The 23,386-nt window shown below is 70.6% G+C and carries 8 protein-coding genes; 5 read left to right on the forward strand and 3 right to left on the reverse strand.

The window, feature by feature from the left end:
- Positions 1–4 precede the first annotated feature (4 nt).
- The 5 genes from ACWEIJ_RS04625 (at position 5) to ACWEIJ_RS04645 (ending at position 15,577) form a co-directional block, all read left to right on the forward strand.
- Positions 5–1,786, forward strand: coding sequence for an ABC transporter ATP-binding protein (locus tag ACWEIJ_RS04625; protein ID WP_449835799.1), 1,782 nt, complete (start codon positions 5–7; stop codon positions 1,784–1,786).
- Between the two features lie 15 nt (positions 1,787–1,801).
- Entirely contained in the window at positions 1,802–12,559 is a 10,758-nt protein-coding gene (locus ACWEIJ_RS04630) for an amino acid adenylation domain-containing protein (RefSeq protein WP_449835800.1), read from the forward strand.
- Positions 12,546–14,237: an ABC transporter ATP-binding protein gene (locus ACWEIJ_RS04635; RefSeq protein ID WP_449835801.1), complete on the forward strand. Its 1,692-nt coding sequence runs from the start codon at positions 12,546–12,548 to the stop codon at positions 14,235–14,237. Before ACWEIJ_RS04630 ends, ACWEIJ_RS04635 begins: the two co-directional genes overlap by 14 nt.
- Positions 14,234–15,265, forward strand: a complete 1,032-nt coding sequence (locus tag ACWEIJ_RS04640) for an alpha/beta hydrolase-fold protein (RefSeq protein ID WP_449835802.1) — start codon at positions 14,234–14,236, stop codon at positions 15,263–15,265. The genes ACWEIJ_RS04635 and ACWEIJ_RS04640 overlap by 4 nt, the downstream gene beginning before the upstream one ends.
- Positions 15,266–15,340: 75 nt before the next feature.
- Entirely contained in the window at positions 15,341–15,577 is a 237-nt protein-coding gene (locus ACWEIJ_RS04645; protein ID WP_449835803.1) for a hypothetical protein, read from the forward strand.
- On the opposite strand, the gene ACWEIJ_RS04650 is transcribed toward ACWEIJ_RS04645, so the two are convergent.
- The 3 genes from ACWEIJ_RS04650 to ACWEIJ_RS04660 form a co-directional block, all read right to left on the reverse strand.
- Entirely contained in the window at positions 15,563–18,799 is a 3,237-nt protein-coding gene (locus tag ACWEIJ_RS04650) for a family 78 glycoside hydrolase catalytic domain (RefSeq protein WP_449835804.1), read from the reverse strand. The two genes, ACWEIJ_RS04645 and ACWEIJ_RS04650, sit on opposite strands and share 15 nt — an antisense overlap.
- 52 nt (positions 18,800–18,851) lie before the next feature.
- Entirely contained in the window at positions 18,852–20,939 is a 2,088-nt protein-coding gene (locus tag ACWEIJ_RS04655) for a family 43 glycosylhydrolase (protein ID WP_449835805.1), read from the reverse strand.
- 276 nt (positions 20,940–21,215) lie between these two features.
- Complete coding sequence (locus ACWEIJ_RS04660; RefSeq protein WP_449835806.1) at positions 21,216–23,288, reverse strand: RICIN domain-containing protein; 2,073 nt, start codon at positions 23,286–23,288, stop codon at positions 21,216–21,218.
- Positions 23,289–23,386 lie beyond the last annotated feature (98 nt).

The following is a 23,386-nucleotide window of genomic DNA, read 5'->3' on the forward strand; positions in this document are numbered from 1 at the left end:
CGTCATGAACGGTCCTGCGAACATCCTGCGCACGGCCACCGGACGCCAGGCCCTGCGCTGGGTGCTCGACCACTGCCGCGCCGCTCCCGGTCTGCCGATCGCCACCGTGCTGGCGACGGTGGCCGGGGCGGTGCTGCAGATCGTCCCGGTGTTCCTGCTGGGCACCGTGGTGGACGGCATCGTCGGCGGACGTGACGCGTCGATCCTCTGGAGCATCGGCATCGCGACGGTCGTGGCCGCGCTGGCCGGGGCGGTCATGGCCGCCGTGTCGACGTACCTGGTCGGCCGTGTCGGCGCGGAAATGCTGGCGCGGCTGCGGGAAGGCGCTGTCCGCGCGGTGCTCGGGATGCCGAGCGCGCGGATCGAACAGGTCGGCCGCGGGGACGTGCTGTCGCGCGTCGGTGACGACGTCGCCGTCATCTCCAAGGGTTTCCGCACGGCGATCCCGACGATCTTCTCGGCGGCCGTGCTGGTGGTGATCGCGACCGCCGGCATGTTCGGGCTGGACTGGCGGCTCGGCGTCGCGGGTGCCTGCGCGCTTCCCGCGTACGCCTTGGCGTTGCGCTGGTACCTGCCGCGTTCACAGCCGCTCTACCGCGCCCGTTCCGAGGCTCAGGCCGACCGCGCGCAGGCGTTGATCAGCGGCCTCGACGGCATCGCGACCGTGCGCGCCTACCGCCTGGAGACCGCGTTCCGGGACAAGGTGACCGCGGAGTCGTGGCGGGTGCGCGACATCGGCATCGAGGTGTTCCGCTTCTTCGGCCGGTTCGTCGGGCGGGAGAACCGCGCCGAGTTCATCGGCCTCGGGCTGATCATCGTGGTCGGCTACGTCCTGGTGACCAACGGGGAGTCCTCGCTCGGCCAGGTGTCCGTCGCCGCGCTGTTGTTCCACCGGTTGTTCGTGCCGCTCGGCCTCATCATGGCCTTCTTCGACGAGGCCCAGAAGTCCGGTGCCGGGCTGGCGCGGCTGGTCGGCGTGCTCGCCGAGCACAACGGCGACGAGCTGGTCCGCAGCGCGGTGGCGGTCGACTCGAACGCCGGCCCGTTGCCGGTGTCGGTGCGCGGGCTTTCCTTCCGCTACCCCGAATCCGCGCACGACGTGCTGCGGGAGATCGACCTCGAGATCCCCGCGGGGACGTCGCTCGCCCTGGTGGGCGCGACCGGCGCGGGCAAGACGACGTTGGCGGCACTGGTCGCGGGCACCGGTGACCCGCAGTCCGGGTCCGTCCACATCGGACCGACCGATCTCCGCGACGTGGACGAGGCGGGTGCGCGGGCGATGGTCAGCATCCTCACCCAGGAAGCACACGTGTTCGCCGGCCCCCTGGCGGAGGATCTGCGTCTGGCGGCACCGGACGCCACGGACGACGAGCTGATGGACGCGTTGCGGACCGTGGGCGCGGACACGTGGGTCGAGGCACTTCCCCAAGGCCTGCACACGGATGTGGGCGAGGGCGGTGAACGCCTCGACGCGACGAAGATCGCCCAGATCGCGCTGGCCCGGCTGGTGCTCGGCCGCTCCCCCGTCGTCGTGCTGGACGAGTCGACGGCCGAGGCCGGCAGCCGGGGTGCGGCGGCGCTGGAACGAGCGGCACTCGCCGCTTGCCGGGGCCGCACAACGCTTTTGGTGGCGCACCGGCTCACCCAGGCGATCGCGGCGGACCGGATCGCCGTGCTGGACGCCGGTCGCGTGCTGGAGCAGGGCACGCACGAGGAACTCGTCGCCCGTGACGGGCGTTACGCCGCGCTTTGGGCCGCGTGGCGATTCGGATCATCAGCCAGTTAGGTTAGGCTCACCTTCATGGAACAGGTGCTGCTTTCGACCGACCGGATCGCCTCTGTTCGGCGCCGTGCCGGTGAGTACCCGCAGCGGACCATCGCCGTCGCGAGTGCGGTGGCGCTGACGCACTGGGCGGACCCCTCGCTGACCGTTGACGGGCTTGAGCTCTCCCCCGCAACGCTCTTCGGCGATCTGCTCGTGTGGGCCGACAAGGGTCAGCAGTCCGACGTCGTCGAAGCAGCCGACGGCTGGCGGATCCCGTTACCAGCGGGCGTCGACGCGGCCGCCGCGCAGCGGGTGCTGGACGACCTCGCCGAGTTCCCCAACCGCGCCATCGGGACGCTGACCGCGCAGACGCTCGACGAGCGGCTGGCGGACCTCGCGCGGTGGAACGACAACGAGTTCCCGCGCGAACGGCCGAGCATCGTCGAACTGTTCCGCACGCAGGCCGCCTCGCGCCCGGACGCCGTGGCGATCAACGACGGCGACCGCGCCTTCACCTACGGCGAGGCGCTCGCCCGTTCCAACCAGCTGGCGCGTTTCCTGCTCGCCCAGGGCCTGCGGACCGAGCAGGTCGTCGGCATCTCGCTGCCCCGCTCGGCCGAGATGGTGATCGGCCTGCTCGCCGTGCTGCAGGCCGGGGCCGCGTTCGTGCCGCTGGACCCGCAGTGGCCGGCCTCCCGCCGCGAGTCCGTGATCACCGACGCCCAGGTCGCCCTGATTCTGGGCAGTAGCGAGGAGAACGAGCCCGACGCCGTCGCGGTCGACCTGGATTCCTGGGATTTCGCGGAGTACTCGGCCGAACCGTGTGACGTGCGGATCGCGGGCGCGCAGCTCGCGTACGTGATGTTCACCTCCGGCTCGACCGGCCGCCCCAAGGGCGCGATGATCCGGCACGAGGCGATCAGCGAACGCCTGCTGTGGCAGGTGCACCAGATCCTCTGCTTCGGACCCGGCGACGCGGCGCTGTTCAAGGCGCCGCTGTCGTTCGACATCTCGGTCAACGAGATCTTCCTGCCGCTGGTGTGCGGCGGCCGGACCGTCGTCGTGCGCTCCGGTGGCGAGCGCGACCCGCACCACCTGCTGGCGACCATCGCCCGGCACCGCGTCACGTTCGTCTACCTGGTCTCGTCGATGCTCGATGTGCTGCTGAACATCGCGGGCGACGGTGAGCTCGCCAGCCTGCGGCACGTGTGGTGCGGCGGCGAGGTGCTCACGCCCGAGCTGTACGAGCGGTTCCGCACGCAGCTCGACATCCCGATGTACCACGGCTACGGCCCGGCCGAGGCCACGATCGGCGTCTCGCACGTGATCTACCGCGGCGAGGCTGAGCGGCTGTCGACGTCGATCGGCACGGCGAACCCGAACACCGACCTCTACGTGCTGGACGACCGGCTGCGGCCGTGCCCGCCCGGGGTCGGCGGCGAGCTGTACATCGGCGGGTTCCTGCTGGGGCGCGGTTACGTGAACGCTCCTGGGCTGACGGCGTCGCGGTTCGTCGCGAACCCTTTCGCGACCGACGGTTCGCGCCTCTACCGGACCGGTGACCTGGCGCGGTTCGCCCCGGACGGGTCGCTCGACTTCCTCGGCCGCGTCGACAACCAGGTCAAGATCCGCGGCATGCGGCTGGAGCTGGAGGACGTCGAGGTCGCGCTCGCCGAGCACCCCGGAGTTCGCCACACCTGTGTCGTGGTGCGCAAGAACTCCGCCGGCGGCAACTACCTCGTCGGGTACGTCGTGCCGTCCGACCGGTCGCTGACCTCGGACGCCGTGAAGCAGTGGGCGACCGAGCACCTCGTCGAGTACATGGTGCCCGCGCACATCGTCGTGATGCCGGAGTTTCCGTTGACGCCCAACGGGAAGCTCGACCGCCGCGCCCTGCCGGAACCGGTGGTGGAGACCGGTCCGGTGACCGCCGCGGCCACCGAGGACGAGGCGGTGATCTGTGCGGCCGTGGCGTCGGTGCTGCGGATCGAGCAGGTCGGCGCGGACCAGGACTTCTTCGAACTGGGCGGCGACAGCATCCTCGCGATCTCGCTGCTGTCCGCGTTGCGGGCGCAGGGCGTGTTCGTCACCGCCACCCAGATCTTCGTCAACCGCACGCCACGCGCGCTCGCCGCCGTGGCGTCACGTGACGGTGCTTCGGCGGTCGACCACGACGACGTGCCGACCGGTCCGGTGGCGGGTCTGCCGATCGTGCAGTGGCTCGGCGAGACCACGGACGCGATCGACGGGTTCGTGCAGTCGGTCGTGCTCAACACGCCCGCCGACCTCACCGCCGAGGCGTTGACGCAGATCCTGGACGCGGTCGTGGCGCGGCACGACATGTTGCGCGCCAAGCTCATCCGCGGTGAGCGGTGGTCGTTCGACATCCCGGCCGACGGGCACGCCCTCTGGGAGGAGAGCAACGCCCCGCTGGACGAGTGCGTCGAGGCGGCGACCGAAGGGCTGAACCCCGACGCGGGCATCATGCTGCGCGCGGTGTGGCGGCCTGAGGCCCGGCAGCTCGTGCTCGTGATCCACCACGTCGTGATCGACGGAGTGTCGTGGCGCATTCTGTTCGACGACCTCGCGCTCGCGTGGCAGCAGGTCTCGTCCGGTGCGGCCGTGGAGCTGCGGCCGGTCGGCACGTCGTTCCGGCGCTGGACCCAGTTGCTGGAGCAGGCCTCCTTCGGAGACGACCGCGCGTACTACGAGCGCAAGCTGCCGGGCGTGGACCAGCTGCTCGGCCGGCGTGAGCTGACCGACGACGATGTCGTTGCGCGCGAACAGGTCCGCACCGTGACGGTCGGTTCCCGGGCCACCGCCGCGCTGCTGGGCGACGTGCCCGCGTTGTTCCACGCCAAGGTGAACGACGTGCTGCTGACCGGTCTGGCGGTCGCGCTGGCCAAGTGGCGGCGCGACCACGGCCAGGACCAGACGTTCGCGCACATCGAGCTGGAGGGGCACGGCCGCGAGGGCCGGTTCGTGCCGCGCGACCCCGACCTGTCGCGCACGGTCGGCTGGTTCACGACGTTGTTCCCGGTGACGGTGGACCCGGTCGACCTCGACGACCTGGGTGCCGCGCTGAAGCACGTCAAGGAGGACCTGGCGCGGGTGCCGAGCAACGGCGTCTCCTACGGCGCCCTGAAGTACCTGGGCCGCACCGAGTTCGGCGGATCGCGCCCGCAGGTGCTGTTCAACTACCTCGGCAGGTTCTCCGGCGGCACGACCGGGGACTGGCAGCTCGCGGAGAACGCCGGTCAGCTCGGCGAGAAGCGCGACCCGGCGATGCGGCTGCCACGCGCCCTGGAGCTCAACGCCTCCGCCGAACCCGGTGCCGACGGCACGCTGGAACTGGTCACCGTCCTCTCGTGGCCGTCCGGCGTGTTCACCGACGATGACATCGCGCGGATCGGCGAGTACTTCGTCGCCGCGCTGGAAGGCCTGGCGGAGCTCACGTCCGGCGGCCACTCCCCCAGCGACTTCCCGTTGCTGCCGCTCACCCAGGCCGACGTCGACGCGCTGGACTCCCCGGCGTTGCGCGAGATCCTGCCGCTGACGCCGTTGCAGGAAGGCCTGTACTTCCACTCCGTCTTCGACGACGACTCCGCGCACCGCTACGTCGAGCAGCAGCTGCTGACCCTGACCGGTGCCGTCGACGCCCAGCGGCTCGAAGCGGCGGCGACGCGGGTGTTCGAGCTGTTCCCGAACCTGGCCGCGCGGTTCGCGACCCTCGCCGACGGCCGGGTCGTGTCGGTGCTGGAGTCGGGTGTGCGGCCGGGGTTCACCGCGGTGAACGGCCAGGGCATGACCGACGAGGAGATCGGCGAGCTCGCCGAACGCGACCGCGTCGCCGGCTTCGACCTCGCCACCGGTCCGCTGATGCGCTACACGCTCGTGCGCACCGCGCCGCAGCGGTACGTGCTCGTGCAGACCGTGCACCACATCATCGCGGACGGTTGGTCGGTACCGCCGATGCTGCGCGCGCTCCTCGCCGAGTACGACGCGCCGGGGTCGGTGCACGTGCGCGGCAGCTACTCCGACTACGTGCGGTGGCTCGCCGAGAGCGACGCCGGCGAGAGCGACCGCGTCTGGGCGCGCGAACTGGAGGGCCTGCCCGGACCGTCGATCACCGTGCCGGACCACGTGCCGTCCGAGCGGTTCGGCGACATGATCATCGATGCGACGTCCGATGTGGACGAACGGATGCGGGCGGCCAGGGTGTCGCTCAGCGTCGCCGTGCACAGCGCGTGGGCCTTGACGCTCGGCGGGATCCTGGGCAGCCAGGACGTCGTGTTCGGCTCGACGGTGTCGGGGCGTGACGCCGACGTGCCCGGCATCGACGAGCTCGTCGGCCTGTTCATCAACACCGTTCCGGTGCGCGCCAGGTGGTCCGGTGGGACGACCGCCCGCGAGCTGCTGGACGCGATGCGTGCCCACCAGACCGCGGTGCTGCCGCACCAGCACGTGTCGCTGACCAGGATCGGGCGGCTCGCGGGCCGCGGATCGCTCTTCGACACGCTCGTGGTGTTCGACGTGGCGACCGACGTGACCTCGTTGCGCTGCGAGTCGTTCGGCATCGCGGACGTGGTCAACGAGGGCGCGCCGCACTACCCGCTGACCCTGGTGGTGGCGCGGCGGACCGATGGCTCGCTGTGGTTCAACCTGGTGCACGACACCGCGGTCATCCGCCCGGCGGGTGCGCAACGGATCGTGGAGAGGTTCGCAGAGACCCTCAACGCCCTGCTGGCCGGTGAAATTCATGCGCCGCGCGACGCGGGACCCGCACACGTCCGGCCCGCCACGCTGGCCGAGCTGTTCGACGCGGCCGCGGCCCGTGCGCCCGAAGCCCGCGCTTTGACGTTCTGCCGGATCGACGGCACCTCGGAAAGCCTGTCGTACGGCGAGCTGGCCGAGGCGAAGAACCGGCTGGCCCACACGCTCGCGAACGCCGGAGTCGGACCGAACGAGCGCGTCGCGGTCGCCGTTCCCCGTTCGCTGGAGCAGGTCGTCTCGCTCGTCGCCGTCGTGTCGGCGGGTGCCGCGTACGTGCCGCTGGACGAGGCGTATCCGGACGACCGGCTCGAATACCTGATCTCCGACACCGCGCCGCAGGTCGTGCTCATCGCCCCGGAACAGCGCGAGCGCTTCGCCGCGATCGTCTCCCGTACCGGCAGCGCCGCACGGGTGGTCGCGGTCGGCGACGAGGTGCCCGGCGCCGGCGTGATCACCCCGGCGACGTGGCGGCACCCGGCGTACGTGATCTACACGTCCGGGTCGACCGGCAGGCCCAAGGGCGTCGTGATGCCGCACCGCGGCGCGGTGACGTTCCTCGCGAACATCCAGCCCGACACGGGCTTCGGGCCGGACGACGTGGTGACGCAGTTCCACTCGTTCTCGTTCGACCCCTCGGTGCTGGAGGTGTGGGGCGCGCTGACCAACGGCGCCGAGCTGGTGGTGCCCGACCGCGGGCTGACCCGCTCGCCGGTCGACTTCCACCGGCTGGTGCGCGAGCGCGGCGTCACGTTCATGGTTCAGACGCCGTCGGCGTTCTACCAGTTCATCGAGGCGGACAGGCACAGCGAGCCGATCACGACCGTGCGGCGCGTCGTCATCGGCGGCGAGGTGCTGGAACCCGGCCGGCTGCGCGACTGGGTCCAGCGGTACGGCACCGGGCGACCGGCCCTGGCGAACTGCTACGGCCCGACCGAGTCCACTGTGTACACCGCACGGCACGTGCTGGACGACTACGACTACGAGCCGGGCCGTCCCGAAGGCAGCCCCATCGGCCCGTCCGTGCCCGGCCAGCGGGCCTACGTGCTGGACGACCGGCTGCGACCGGTCGGTCCCGGCGTGACCGGCTCGCTCTACCTCGCCGGGCCGCAGGTCGCGGACGGTTACGCGAACCGGCCGGGGCTCTCGGCGAGCCGGTTCGTCGCCGACCCGTTCGCGGGCGACGGATCGCGGATGTACCACACCGGTGACCTGGCGAAGTGGAACCTCGACGGCGACCTCGAGTTCCTCGGGCGCGCCGACGGTCAGGTGCAGCTGCGCGGGTTCCGCATCGAGCTGGGCGAGGTCGAGGCCGTCGTCCGCGAGGTCGAGGGCGTCCTCGACGTGGCCGTCACCGTGGCGGACACCGCCGACCACCTCGTCGCGCACGTCGTGGGCACGCCGCCCGCCGACCTCACCTCGATTCTCGCCGGGAAGCTGCCCCAGCACATGGTGCCGCAGCGGGTCATCGCGCTGGACCGGCTGCCGATGACCGTCAACGGCAAGCTGGACCGGGCCGCGTTGCAGGCACGTGCCCGCGAGGAGGCCGCACCGGCCGTCGCGGCGAACGCCTCCGTGCTCGACGCGCTGGTCGAGATCTTCCGCGACGCCCTGCCGGTGTCCGATGTGGACGCCGACACCGACTACTTCGTCGCGGGTGGCGACAGCATCGTGGCGATCGGTGTGGTGAACCGGGCGCGGGCGCTTGGGCTCGCGATCTCGCCACGCGACATGTTCCTGCACAAGACCCCGCGAGCGCTGGCGGAGAAGTTCGCCGCACAGCCCGTCCAGCAACAGGCCCCGGTTGAGTTCGCCGACGGCCCGGTCGCGCCGACACCGATCATGTTGCGGCTGCGCGAGCTCGGCGGATCGCTCGAGAACTTCGCGCAGGCCAGGCAGCTGGAGTGCGCGAGCCTGGACGACGCCCGCCGCGCTGCGAACGCCGTCGTGGCAACGCATCCCGCGTTGCGCCTGCGTCTGAACACCGAGCACGGCGTGTGGTCGTTGCGGACCGAACCGGCGACCGAGATCGACGTCGTGGTGTCGGCGGACGACCCGCGGGAGGCCGCCGAGGCGGCCGCGGGCAGGCTCGACGCCGAAGCCGGTGTCATGGCGGCGTTCACGTGGCTGGAGAACCACCGCACGCTCGTCGTGGTGGTGCACCACCTCGCGGTCGACGCGGTGTCCTGGATGATCCTGCTCGAAGACCTCGCCGTCGCGCTGCGCGGCGAGGAACTCGCGCCGGTGACGACGTCGTTCGCCGCGTACGCCGCCGCGTTGACGGTCGGCGCCCAGTCCGGCGGCGACCTGTCCCGGTGGGTCGAGACGCTGGACGCCCCGGTGCTCACGCCGCGGCTCGGCGAGCGACGCCAGGTCACCGTCACGCTGGCCGCCGACCTCACCGGACGTGTCGTGCGGAAGGCGCCGGCCGCGCTCGGCGTCGGCCTGACCGAACTGCTGCTGGGTGCGCTGCGCACCGCGCTCACCGAGATCCAGGGCACGCCGACCGATCTGGTGATCGACCTCGAACGGCACGGCCGCGTCCCCGCCGCCGAGCACCACGACTACACCCGCACGGTCGGCTGGTTCACCGCGCTCGCGCCCGTGCGGCTCAGCCCCGCAACGGATCCGGTCGCGGCGGCCCGTGAGGTCGTCGCGCGGCAACCGGACGAGGTCGCGCACGTCGGGTTCGGTCAGCTGCGGTACCTGAACCCGCAGACGGCACCCGTGCTGGCCGCGTTGCCCCGGCCGCAGGTGCTGTTCAACTACCTCGGCCGCGCCAGCGAGTCGCAGGCGCTGCACGTCGACCCGGACAACCGGCCGAGCCCGTACGCGGTCGAGGTCAACTGCTGGGTCGACGCCTCCGGTTCGTTGCGCGCCACGTTCGGGCTGACCGAGGACGTGTCGGACGAGATCGCGGCACGGTGGCTGCTGGCGCTGGAACGCATCGCGGACGCCTCGGCGACCGCGCGGCGCACGGCGCCGGTCTCGCCGCTGCAGCGCGGCCTGTACTTCCAGGCGGAGCTCGCCGGCAGGTCCGGTCAGTACGTGGCGCAGAGCTGCTTCACGTTCGACCGGCGGCTCGATCCCACCGCCCTGAGCAAGGCACTCAAGCACGTCATCGCGAGGCACCCGGTCGTCGGCGCGGGCTTCGAGACCGATGAGAACGGCACGCCGGTGCAGGTGCTGGGGGTCGGCGGCGACGTGCCGGTGCGGACCGTGGACGTGCTGAACGAGGACGCCGTGGAGGCGTTGCGCGTCGAGGACCGCGCCACGGGCTTCGACCTGACCTCACCGCCGCTCGTGCGGTTGACGATCCTCCGGCAGCCGAACGGCCACGACACGTTGCTGTTCACCAACCACCTGCTGCTGTGGGACGGCTGGTCGCGCGCGATCGTGCTGGACGACCTGTTCGACGCCTACCGCGCGTTCCTCGCGGGCGAGACCGTCGACCCGGCACCCGCCACGCCGAGCTTCGAGAGCTACACCCGTGCGCTCGCCGAGAAGGACGCGGAGGCCGCGCAGCGGTTCTGGGCGGACCACCTCGCCGATCTCCCCGGACCGACGCTCCTCGGCGGACAGTCCACTTCGGACTCACTGCCGGTGAGGATCGTGCGGACGTTGCCGGTCGAGGTGTCGGACCGGGTGCGGGAGACCGCGCGCCGGCACGGCGTGACGGTGAACTCGGTGGTCACCGGCGCGCTCGGGCTGGTGCTCGGCCGGCAGACCGGGCGGGGCGACGCGGTGTTCGGCGTGACGGTGTCCGGACGTGAGGAGGAGGGCACCGAGGGCATCGTCGGAGTGCTGCTGAACACCGTGCCGCTGCGGGTGAGCGCGCGGCCGCACGACACCGTGGGCGAGTTCCTGGCGTCCGTGCAGGCCTCGCGGGTCGCGACGATGGAGCACGAGCACCTCGGGCTCGGTGAGATCCAGCGCGCGAGCGGCCACGACCAGCTGTTCGACAGCCTGTTCGTGCTGCAGAACTTCCTGGACGACGACACGTTCACCGAGTTCGACGCGAAGAACGGGATCATCGGCCACGACGCGGAGGACTCGACGCACTACCCGTTCACGTGGGTCGTGACGCCGGGCGAGGAGCTCACGGTCAAGGTCGAGTACCGGCCGGACGTGACAGATCCCGCGTTCGCCCAACGGTTGTTCGACTCCTACCTGGAGATGCTCGACGAACTGACCCGCACGGACGGCATGCTGGGCTCGCTCGGTTCCAGGCAGACCCCGGAGCTCAACCCCGCCAACGACTTCGGCGACCTCACCGTGGTCGACCTGTTCGACCGGGCCGCCGACCGCAACCCGGACCGGGTCGCGCTCGTCGCACATGGCAGGACGATGACGTTCGCCGAGCTGCGGGACCGCAGCCGGCACCTGGCCGGAGTGTTGTCCGGCAAGGGGATCGGCGTCGAGACGTTTGTCGCCATCGCGGTGCCGCGGTCGATGGAGTGGGTCGTCGCGCTGTTCGGCATCCTGCGCTGCGGCGCGGCGTACGTGCCGCTGGAGCTGGACCACCCGGACGAGCGGATCGCCGCGATCATCGCCGACGCGCGGCCGTCGTTGATCATCACGACCAGCGCGGTGGCGCCGCGGATCCAGGGTCCGGCGTTCCTGCTCGACGAGCCGTGGCCATCGGCCGAGCCGGTGATCACGTTCGCGCCGGACGACCCGCAGCGGCTCAGGCACGCGGCCTACACGATCTACACGTCCGGTTCGACCGGCAGGCCCAAGGGCGTCGTGACCGAGTACGCGGGCCTGACGAACATGCTGGTCAACCACCAGCGGCGGATCTTCGAGCCGGTGCTGGCCGAGCACGGGCACCGGACGTTCCGGATCGCGCACACCGTGTCGTTCGCGTTCGACATGTCGTGGGAGGAGCTGCTCTGGCTCGCCGACGGCCACGAGGTGCACATCTGCGACGAGGAGCTCCGCCGCGACGCCACCGGCCTCGTCCGGTACTGCGCGGAACACGAGATCGACGTCATCAACGTGACACCGACCTACGCGCAGCAACTGGTCGCCGAGGGGTTGCTGGACGGCGAGCACAAACCGGCGCTCGTGCTGCTGGGCGGCGAGGCCGTGACGCCCACGCTGTGGCAGCTGCTCGCGGAGACGCCTGGAACCGTCGGCTACAACCTTTACGGGCCAACGGAGTACACGATCAACACGCTGGGCGTCGGCACGTTCGACTGCGTGGACCCGGTGGTCGGCGTGGCGATCGACAACACCGACGTCTACGTGCTGGACCCGTGGCTGCGGCCGGTGCCGGACGGTGTCGCGGGCGAGCTCCACGTGTCGGGCGTGGGCATCGCGCGCGGCTACCTCGGGCAGCCCGGCCAGTCCGCGGAACGGTTCGTGGCGTGCCCGTGGGTGCCGGGTGAGCGGATGTACCGGACCGGCGACCTGGTGATCCGGCGCCCCGACGGCAACCTGCTCTACCTCGGCCGCACCGACAAGCAGGTCAAGATCCGCGGGCACCGGGTGGAGCTGGGCGAGGTCGAGGCGCGGTTCGCCGCGCATCCGGACGTGAGGTTCGTCGCCGCCGTCGCGCAGTCCGACCCCCAGGTCGACGGCGCGTACCGGCTCGCGGCGTACCTCGTGCTGGCGCAGGGCGCCGACATCGGGTCGGTCGCGGCCGAGGTCGGCGCGGGCATGCCTGACTACCTGCGGCCCACGCACTACGCCCAAGTGGACGCGATCCCGTTGACGGTCAACGGAAAGGCCGACACCGCGGCCTTGCCGCAGGCGCGCCCGCTCGGCACCCTGGTGCAGCACGAGGAGCGGGAGCTGACCGAGACCGAGACCGCGGTGCGCGAGCTGTTCGCCGAGGCGCTCGACCTCGACGAGGACGAGGTGGGCATGACGAGCGGCTTCACCGACCTGGGCGGGCACTCGATGCTCGCGGTGCGGCTGATCGGCCTGCTGCGCCGCGAGTTCGGTCCCGTGGTCACGATCCGCGACCTGCTGGCTCTGTCCACCCCCGAAGCGATTGCGCGCCACGTTGACGAACACTGAAGTCCGCACCGGACGCGAGATCCTGCGGATCGCGTTGCGCCGCAACGTCGGCGCGATGGCGTCCGGGACCCTGCTGATGGGCTCGTACCAGGCCGCGGAGACCGCCGTGCCGATCCTGCTCGGCGTGATCGTCGAGTACGCGCTGCGCGGCGGTCAGCTCCGGTCGCTGAGCATCGCGCTGTTCGCGCTCGGGCTCGTCATGGCGACGGTGTCGTACTCGTGGCGGTTCGGCATGCGGATCCTGCAGAAGGCGAACACGACGGAGGCCCACCGGTGGCGGGTCGCGGTCGCGGACCACGGCCTGCGACCGGTGGCGCGCGACACCAGCCTGAAGTCCGGCGAGGTGCTCGCCATCGCGACCGAGGACGCCGACCAGACCGCGGACATCATCGAGGTGGTGCCGCTGCTGATCAGCTCGCTGGTGTCGGTGGCGATCACGGGCGTCGTGCTGGCGGTGATCAGCGTGCCGCTCGGCGTGCTGGTGTTCGCCGGCACGGCGGCGATCCTGACCGTGCTCAGCGTGCTGTCCCGGCGGATCGGCGCCAGCACGCAGGTGCAGCAGGCGAAGGTCGCACGGGCGGGCGCGAAGGTGTCCGACCTGATCGCGGGCCTGCGGCCGCTGCACGGTTTCGGCGGCAGCTACGCGGCGTTCCAGGCGTATCGGAGGGTGAGCACCGAGGCCGAGAAGCAGTCGATCGTCGTGGCGCGGGTCAACGGCGTCTACGCGGGCACGGCCCTGGCGTTGAACTCGCTGCTGGCGGCGGCGGTGACGCTGTGGGCGGGTGTGCTGACGTTCCACGGCCAGATCTCGGTGGGACAGCTGGTGATGGCCGTCGGGCTCGCGCAGTTCCTGATCGAGCCGCTGAAGATGTTCGCCGAGATGCCGAAGTACGTCATGATCGCGCGCGCCTCCGCCGAACGGATGGCGCTGGTCCTCGCCGCTCCCCCGCGCATGACGCCGGGCGTCGAGGTGCCGGGCCCCGACGGAGGCCTTGAGGTCGAGGGGCTGACGCACGGCACGTTGCGGGAACTGACGTTCTCGGTGCGGCCGGGCGAGTTCGTGGCGATCGCGGCCTACCAGCCGCAGGCCGCGGCCGAGCTGGCGGCGGTGCTGTCCGTCGACGTGCCACCGTCGGAGTACTCGGGCGTGGTCCGGGTGGCCAAGCGGGAGATCGCGGCGCTCACGATCGAGAGCCTGCGCACCTGTCTGCTGGTCAACCCGTCGCACCACGAGGTGTTCGCGGGCACGTTGCGCGACAACGTGGACCCGTCCGGCGACAGCGCGCTGGTCGACGAGGCGGTGTCCGCCGCGATGCTGACCGACGTGGTGGAGCTGCACGCCGAAGGCCTCGACCACCCCGTGCGCGACTGCGGCGCCAACCTCTCCGGCGGCCAGCGGCAACGGTTGTCGCTGGCCAGAGCCCTGGCCGCAGACGCGGAGATCCTCGTGCTGCACGACCCGACCACGGCCGTCGACGCGGTCACCGAACAGCTCATCGCCCGCAACGTCGCCGAACTGCGCCGCGGCCGCACCACCGTCGTGATCACCAGCAGCCCGGCGCTGCTCGACGTGGCCGACCGCGTGCTGGTCCTCGACGACGGCACGGTCACCGGCGAGGGCACGCACCGCGAGCTGCTCGGCCGCGACTCCTCCTACCAGCTGGCGGTGGCCCGATGAACCCCGACGTCCACGGCGGCTTCGACTCGTGGACCGGCCCGGTCGCGATCCCGCACGGCAACGGCTACCGGACGTTGTTCCTGTGGCGAGGCGGCCCGGCGGTCCTGCGCTTCGAGAGCGCGCTGGAGCCCTCGGGGCTGAACCGGTGGCAGGACACGGACCTCTGGTGGGCCGAGGTCGTGATGCCCGCCGGTCTTCGCGTGACGTACCACTTCTACGACCTGGACGAGCACGCCGACCCGTTCAACCCCGCGGGCGCCGGCCCGAACCGGTCGATCTTCGCCACGCCGGACCTCGCGCCGCAGCCGCACTGGCCGCTCGTCGGACCGGACGACGTGCTGGACGTGCCGTCGTTGCGGATCCGGTGGAACAGCGCTCTCGGCCGCAAGACCGTGCGCGTGCACCAAGGCGGCGAACCGGTCGTGCTGCTGCTCGACGGCGACGACTGGATGTACGTGCATCCGTTGATGACCGCGTACGAGTCGATGGTGAAGGCGGGCGAGGCACCACCCGCCACCCTGGTGTTCCTGCCCACGCCACGGGACCGCGACGCCGAGTACCGCGACCCGGCGCTGTGGCGGGCGATCCGCGACGAACTGCTGCCGTTGCTCGCGTCGAACGGCGTGCCGGTCGACCCCGCGAAGCTCGTCGTCGCCGGGCAGAGCCTCGGCGGCCTCAGCGCGTTCGACGCCGCCCTGGACCTCCCGGACCTCGTCACGCGGGTGGCCTGCCAGTCCGGCTCGTTCTGGTGGGCGCGCGACCTGCCGGACCACGGGATCTCGCTCGACGGCCCGGCCGGCGGCGACACCGCGGCCCGGCTGCGCGACCGCCACCTGTCCGGGCTGCGGGTCGCGTTCGACGTCGGCGAGCACGAACCGGCGATGCATCGCCACTGCGCGGCCGTGGAGGAACTGACCTCGGCCGCGGGCGCGACCGTGCGGGTGAACCGTTCGCCCGCGGGCCACGACCGCGCCGGCTGGCGGCACGCTCTGCTGCGCGACGTCGTCTGGCTGCTCAGCGATCTGTGAGCCGATCCGGCAGGCACGGCCCTCGCCTGGTACCGCACCGCGCTCGGCGCCACCGAGCTGTGGAACCTCGGCGGCGTGGCCGGCCTGCAGATCGGCGGCGCGCCGTTCTGCGTGCACCAGGTCGACCTGGGCAACCCGGCGGAAACCAGCCCTGGCCAGGTCACGCACGTCGCCCGCGCCGTCGCCGCGGGAGCCGTGCCGGGCTCGCCGGTCGTGGACCACCGGCTGCCGTGGGGCACGCACCGGCAAGGCGGCTTCACGTACCCGTTCGGCCACCGGTGGTCCGTGGGCGACCGGTCACCGCTGCCCTGACGCGGTGAAGCTGTACCGCCCGGAACCGACCGTCACCACGGTCACCTTCCTGCCGGAATCCTGAGCAACGCCGAGAACACCAGGTGCTGCGCTGAGCGGTTTGCCGGACTCCGTCACCGAGCGGGCGTCGGCCGACGGGATCACGATCTCCGCGGTGGTGTTGGCCGGCACGGTGACGGTCATCGTGAGCTCGTTCCCCTTCAGCGACCACGCGTTCGACAGCCTGCCGTACACGGTGTCGATGGCGCCTTCCGCGTGCGTGAGACCGCCGCCGATGTGCGGTTCGACGACACTGCGCCGGTAGCCGGCCTCCTTGATCCGGATGCCGCCGATGTACTGGTGCATCCAGTCGGCGACCGCGCCGTAGGCGTAGTGGTTGAAGGAGTTCATGTCCACCGGGCCGAACGAGCCGTCGGGCTGGATCGAGTTCCAGCGCTCCCAGACGGTCGTGGCGCCCTTGCGGATCTCGTAACCCCACGACGGGTAGTCCTCTTTGGACAGAAGGGTGTGCGCGAGGTCGTCGCGGCCGATGTTCGACAGCGCCACGAGCAGCCACGGCGTCCCGATGAACCCGGTCCTGAGGTGGTTGTCGCTCTCCGCGAGCTTCGCCACGTACTTCGTGCCCGCCTTCGCCTTCAGCGCCTGATCGGCGATGAGGTCCATGCCGAGTGCGAGGGCGTAGCCCGTCTGCGAGTTGCCCAGCACCGTCCCGTCCGCCGCCACGTAGGCGTTCGTGAACGCCGTGCGCACGTCCTCGTACAGCCGGGCGTACTCGGCGGCTTCGGCGTCACGGCCGACCGCCTTGGCCATGTCGGCCATCATCCGCACGTCCTGCGCCCAGATGGCCGTGCCGATGACGCCCTGGTTCGACGGGTCGTCGAGGTTCAGCCAGTCGCCGGTGAAGAACGTCAGCCGGCCGGTCTCCAGGTTGTCCGGTCCGGCGCTCGCCCTGGCGTGGGCGAAGAACCGGCTCATCGCCTCGTAGTTGTCCCGCACCACCTGCGTGTCGCCGTAGGCGTGCCACAGCGCGTGCGGGACGGTGATGATCGCGTCCTCCCAGCCGACCCCGCTCTCGTCGAACGCGCCGTTGGTGGACGGCACGACCGCCGGGATGGAGCCACTGCCCTTCTGCTCGTCGCGCACGTCGGCCATCCACTTGCCCAGGAACGCCCGCATGTCGCTGAGGTAGGCGGCGGTCGGCGCGAAGATGCTGATGTCGCCGGTCCAGCCCAGCCGCTCGTCGCGCGCCGGGGTGTCGGTGGGGATCGAGAGGAAGTTGCCCCGCGCACCCCAGGTGACGTTGCTGTGCAACTGGTTCAGCAGGTCGCGGGAGGTGCGCAGGGTTCCGGTGCGCTTCAGGTCCGAGCCCCAGACGACACCCTTCACGTCCGCCGCGGCCGGAGGGGTGCTCAGCCCGGTGATCTCGACGTACCGGAAGCCGTGCTGGGTGAACGTCGGCTGGTAGGTCACCGTGCCGTCGGCCGCGAACCGGTAGTAGTCGGTCGCCGTGGCGGCACGGAGGTTCTCCACGTACATCGTTCCGTCGCGGTTGAGCACTTCCGCGTGCCGGATCCGGACGGTCTCGCCCGCCTTCCCCGCGATCTTCACCCGTGCGACGCCGACCATGTTCTGACCGAGGTCGTAGATCGTCACACCTGGACGCGGCGTGGTGACCGCCACCGAGTCCAGCACCTGCGTCTCGCGCACCGGCTCGTCCGGCTGCGGCGTCAGCTTCGCGGTGTCGGACGGGCGGACGACGACCGGCCGCCACGACGAGTCGTCGAACCCGGCATCGGTCCAGCCCTGCCGGGTGAACCGGGCGTCGTAGGTCTCGCCGATCTGGTTGTCGGTCGCGGCGAACGGCCCCTGCTGCCACCGCCAGTCCGGCGTCGTGTCGAGCCACTGCACGGTGCGGTCGGTGTAGGTGATCTTCAACCGCGCGACCAGGGACAGGTCGGTGCCGTACTGCCCCTTGCCCGCCAGGCCGACCTTGCCCGCCCACCAGCCGTCGCCCAGCGCGGCACCGAGACCGTTCCCGCCGGCGCGGACGAGACCGGTCACGTCGTAGGTCTGCGACTGGATGCGCTTGGCGTACTCGGTGTAACCCGGTGCGAGGAACTGGTCGCCGACCTTGCGGCCGTTGAGGGTGAGCTCGTACACGCCGTGCGCCGAGGCGTAGATCCTCGCCTGCGCCACCTTCTTCCCCTGCAGGGTCCGGAACGACGTGCGCAGCAACGGCTCGTAGGAGTCGTCGCCCACCAGCAGCGCGTCGCTGGTCCCGGTGACGGTCAGCTCGTGGTTCTCGATGCTGCCGCCGGTGAAGGGGTTGGGCACGGCGAGCTCCGGAGCGGCCAGCACGGTGCCGTCGGGCTTGGTCGCAGTGAACGACGTGACCGTCACCGACTCCCTCTCCCAGGTGCGCAGACCCGGCCGCCCGACCGGGAAGCCCGAGACCGTGCGCGTGTCGACGGTGATGCCGTCCAGCACCGTCCGGACGGTGTCGCCCTGGACGGTGTAGGCGACCGCGTGGTCGCCGGAGAGCAGTCCGGCACGGGTGAATCCGAACGGCCGCAGGTCGACCTCGGCGAGCAGCGCGTAGTTGCCGGCGAGGCGCCGATGCGGTCGAAGCATCGGCACCGAGTCGGCGGACGAGCCGACGTTGAGCTGCCACATGTACGCGTTGTCGGCGTCCTTCGCGCGCAGGAACGTGCCGAACGCCTCGTTGTTCAGCCGGAACTTCACCGTGGCGGTGTAGTCGGTCCACTGCTCGTAGGTCGGCGCGGGCCTGCCGATCCACGCCGCCGACCCCCAGTCGGCCGGCGTGAGCAGGCCCGTCTCGAACCACGCCGGAACACTCCACGCGCTCGGAACACCCTTGTCGTCCCAGATCCGCACGCGCCAGTGGTACCGCGTGGCGGAGGCCAGGGCCGGTCCGCCGTAGGCGAGGTCGACCTGTTGCGGCGACTTGACCTTTCCGGTGCGCCACACGTCCGACGCCCCCGGTGAGGACCCGACCTGCACCTCGAAGGCCGTCTGGGTCACCGCTCTGCGCGAGGACGCGGACTTCCAGCCGAACGCCGGGGCGGCACCGGGGATGCCGAGCGGGTTCGTCCTGCCGTTCGTGGTGAGCCCTTCGACCGTCACCCGCGGGCCCGCCAGGATCGGGGGCGCGACTGCCGTGAACAGGGCAAGGCACGCCAGCACAACTAGAGCGCGGATCAAGGCGATCCTCCACAAAGGATGGTTCGGGACGGGTTGCGGTTCCACCGCGCGGTCAGGGCCTGGCCACGTCGAACCTCCGGACCGTGACGGCGCCGCCGAGAGCCTGGGTGGCGTGGTTGAAGACGCCGAACCGGTAGCCCAGGAAGAACTGCCAGGAGTTGTCGAGCGTGAACGCGGGGCCGAGCGGGGTGAACGTGTTGCCATCGGTGCTGTAGGAGAAGCGCGCGACGCGGTTGGAGCCGGGCTGGATGTCGGCGCTGGCCCGCAGCCAGACGCGGTCCCCGGTGATCGCCGTGCTCGCGACCTCGGTTCCGGTGCTGGTGGTGCGCCAGCTGCTGTCCATCGCGAGGCCGGTGGTCATCACGACCGAGGTTCTGCCGTTGTCACGCCGGACGCCGATCCAGGCCGACGACTGGCGCAACATCACCAGCCCCGCCCGGTCGCCGTCGCGCATCGCGCTGTAGTCCAGTTCGACGGTCGCCGTCGAGGTGGGGCCTGGAATGCGGTGGGTGAGGGTGTTGCGGGCGGCGTAGAGGTCGCCGGTGACCGTGGCGGTGCTCAGCCGAAGCCCGTTGCCGACGGAGTACTTGCCGGTGTCGGGATTGTGGTTCCACTCGTACTGCGGGCCCAGGGTGGTGGCCGTGAAGGTGTCCGATCCGGTGAGCGGCTTGACCGGGCGCGTCGGCAGCGGATTGGAGTAGTTGACGCCCCAGCGGCCGTTGACCGTCTGCACCACGGGCCAGCCGTCGGAGGTCCAGGAGATCGGTGCGAGCACGGGGACGCGACCGCCGGGGTAGGCGTCCACGAACGCCATGTAGTACCAGGATCCGTTGGGCAGCTGCACGAGACCGCCCTGGTGCGGCACGCCGCCGCCGGCGATCGGGCCGGGCAGGTCGCGCAGGACCTCGCGCACGGTGTAGGGGCCGAACGGCCCGTTGTCGGACTTGAGCACGTACTGGCCGTTCGCCGGGCGGGTGAGCCAGATGTAGTAGCTGCCGTTGCGCTTGTAGAAGCGCGAGCCCTCCAGCGTGCCGATGCTCGACGGGGTCTGGAAGACCTGCTGGGCGCGGACCTGGGTGCGACCGTCGGCCGACAGCTGGGCGACGCTGATCGTGTCCCTGCCATAAGCGACGTACATGGTGTCGTTGTCGTCGATGAGCATGCCCGCGTCGTAGTAGCAGTTGTCGATCTGGGCGTGCTTGCTCCACGTGCCGTCGACCGCGGAAGCGGTGTAGATGTAGGTGTCGTTGAAATCGATGCACCCGGTCCAGTAGAACGTGCGGTTGCTCGGACGGTACTGGAGCGAGGACGCCCAGATGCCGTTGACGTAGCCGCGCTGCCCGTTCGTGAGGTCGTATTTGGTGCCGAAGTCCAGCGAGGGCACGGAATGACCCGCGAACTCCCAGTTCACCAGGTCGTAGGAGCGCAGGACGGGCGCTCCCGGTGAGTAGTGCATGGTGGAGGAGGTCAGGTAGTAGACCTCACCGACCCGGATGACCTCGACGTCGGCGAAGTCCTGCCACACCACCGGGTTGGTGAACTGCTGGGCCGGCGGCCGGCTCGTGGTCGTCGTGGGGGTGGTGCCGTCGATCCGGACCAGCCGCCACTGCTGGTTGTCGCCACGCCAGTCGTCGTACTGCACGATGTTCGCGCCATCCGCGGTCGACGCGTTCTGGACCTCGACGGCCTTGCCGGAGAGCCTGCTGATCAACCGGACGTGGCCGTCGGTCGAGTCCGCCAGCTGGAACTGCTGGTTGACCGCGTTGCCGTCGGACCACTGCACGATGGCGGCACCGTTGGTCGTGGAGGAGTTGGAGACGTCCAGCACCTTGCCCGAATGCCGGGACTTCAGCCGGTAGTAGCCCCCACCCGAGTCCACGAACTGCCACTGCTGCCAGTTCCCGTCGTTGCGCGTCCACTGCGTGATCCGCGCGCCGTCGTTCGTCGCCAGGTTGTAGACGTCCAACGCCTTGCCACTGCCCCGATTGACGAGCACGTACCAGGCGTTGGTGTCCACTGCCGCCGCGCTGGAAGGCGCCACACCCAATGCGACGAGCAGACCGGCCAGCAAGGTGACCACGGCACCGGCCGCACCGGCGGCCGATCTTCTCCTCCGGCCCATCAGACGTCGTCCGAGCATGTCGTCCCTCCACTTCGGACGTTGCGCTGCCAGGAACGTGCTTCCGTGAGGTGAGGAAGGATGCGCCGACGTGTCCGCCTCAGGCCGGCGGCGGCGGGGTGGCGAGCGGAACCTCGCCCAAAGTAGACATCCCCGCCGCACGACGTCAACGATTTCGACGCATTCGATGTTAGCGCTAACGCAACCCCGTTGGTGAATATCTCGAAGACCTCTCTACAACTTCGAGAACACGCGGGTCGCGTACTTGTTATCGCAAACATCACCGGCGACGGCCGGTCAGCGAACCTGCCACTTCTGGTTCGTGCCACCGTTGCAGGTCCACAGCACGACCTTCGTGCCGTTCGCCGTGCCTGCGCCGTACGCGTCCAGGCACAGTCCGGACTGGACACCGGTGATGGTGCCGTCGGAGTTCACGTTCCACTGCTGGTTCGCGCGGCCGTGGCAGTCCCACGTCACGACCGCGGTGCCGGCCGTGGTGCCTTCGCCGTAGGCGTCCAGACACTTGTTGCCGTACACCACGAGCTGCTTGCCCGTCGTGCGGCTCCAGCTCTGGTTGCCGCCGCCGTTGCAGTCCCACAGCTGGATCGCGGCACCGTTCGCCGTGCTCGCGCCGCTGACCTCCACGCACTTGTTCGCGGAGACCGAGGTGATCGTCCCGGTCCCGCCCCCACCACCGGGCCGCAGGAACAGGCCGAACTCCGCGATGGCCGGGTTCGACCTCGATCCGGTGATGCGCAGCCGCACCTGGCTCGTGGTGACCGGGGAGGACAGGCGCACCAGCTTCTTCTGGCCGATCGTGGTGTCACTCGCGATCTGGTTCCAGGAGCTGCCGTTCCAGGCGTCCACCGCGTACGACTGGACGCGCTGACCGAGGTTCAGGTCCTCCTGGACGGACAGGACGTCGAACGTGCGCGCCGCGGGCAGCGTGAACACCAGGCCGCCGGTGGAGGCGGACGGCTGCCAGGAGCTGTCCAGGTTGCCGTCCAGCGCCAGGTTCGGGGTGCGGCCGGCGAGGTTGCCCGTCCCGCTGTCGTTGGCCGCGGTCGCACCGGCGGCGAGGTTGGTGCCGAACGTCCCGGTGAGCCTCGCGTTGAACTGGTTGAACACCGTGATCGCGGACTGGTCGATCAAGCCCTGCCGGTTCGGGCCGACGTTGAGCAGCGAGTTGCAGTTGCGGCCGACCGAGCCGTAGTACATCTCCTCCAGCTCCGGCACGGGCCGCCACACCTCGTTGGGCTGCCAGAACCAGTTGTGGCGCGCGGAAAGCGTGCCGTTGCACTCGCCGGGTGTCCACTTCAGATAGTTCCAGGCGCTGGTGCCGTCCGCCTTGCGCCGCGACAGCAGGGCGTCGCTGCCGAGGTCGGGGGCGCCGTTCCCACCGGGTGGGTTGACGATGTTGTCGGCGGCGATCGCGGCGTTGCCGACGTAGGGCACGACCGACGTCTCGGACTGCCGGGCGTAGCCGTCCTCGTTGCCGATCCAGCGCACGTCCGGTCCGCCGTCGTTGAGCATCACCGCGTTGGGCTGCAACGCGCGGACGATCTTGATCCAGTCGAGGAAGTTGTAGGGCTGGGGACGGCCGGTGGGGTTAGCCATGTCCCACCACACCTCGTCTACCGAGCCGTACTTGGACATCAGCTCGTAGAGCGTGTTCTCGAAGTAGGTGTTGTAGTCGTCGGAGTTGAAGCGGAACGAGATCCCGTTGACGACCTGCGAGGGGTCGCCGGGGATCGTCACCTGCTTCTGCGCGCTGCCGTTGGCGAACCGCCCACCGGGCTGGTTCTCGTGCAGGTCGGCCGGCGAGACGTAGATGCCCACCTTGAGGCCGTACCTGTGCATGGAGTCGGTGAAGTTCTTCACCACGTCGCCCTGGCCGTTCTGCCAGGCGCGGTCGGAGGTGACGCCGAAGGCCGAGTACTTCGAGGGGAACAGCAGGAAACCGTCGTGGTGCTTCGCGGTGAGGATGCCGCCTTTGAACCCCGCGTCCTTGAGCGAGGCGGCCCACTGGTCGGTGTTCAGGCCCTGGGGCGTGAAGACGTTCGGGTCCTCGGTGCCGGTGCCCCACTCCCGGCCGGTGAAGGTGTTCACTCCGAAGTGGAGGAACGCCATCCGCTCCAGCCGCTGCCAGGCCAGCTGCCGAGAGGTGGGCACGACGTTCGCGGCGTTGTCGATGATCGTGGCGGCGGAGTCCGCCGGTGCCACCGGGACGACCTGTGCCGGCGGCACCGCGGCGGAACCCGTCGCCGGCAGGCCGAACACGACCACGCCGAGCACCGACAGCGTGGTCAGTGCCCGGCGGGCGAACCCGCGCCGACGCGTTGCCGGCCTTCGCCGATCCGAGGAGTGCATGTCCGCGGTCCTTTCTCAGGTGTGCGGCGGCGTGGCGGGGTCGCCGATCCCTCGACGCGAATTCTCGACCGGTTCGGAGAATGTGCGACTCGCTGCGC

This window comes from Lentzea sp. NPDC004789 (genome assembly GCF_053601075.1).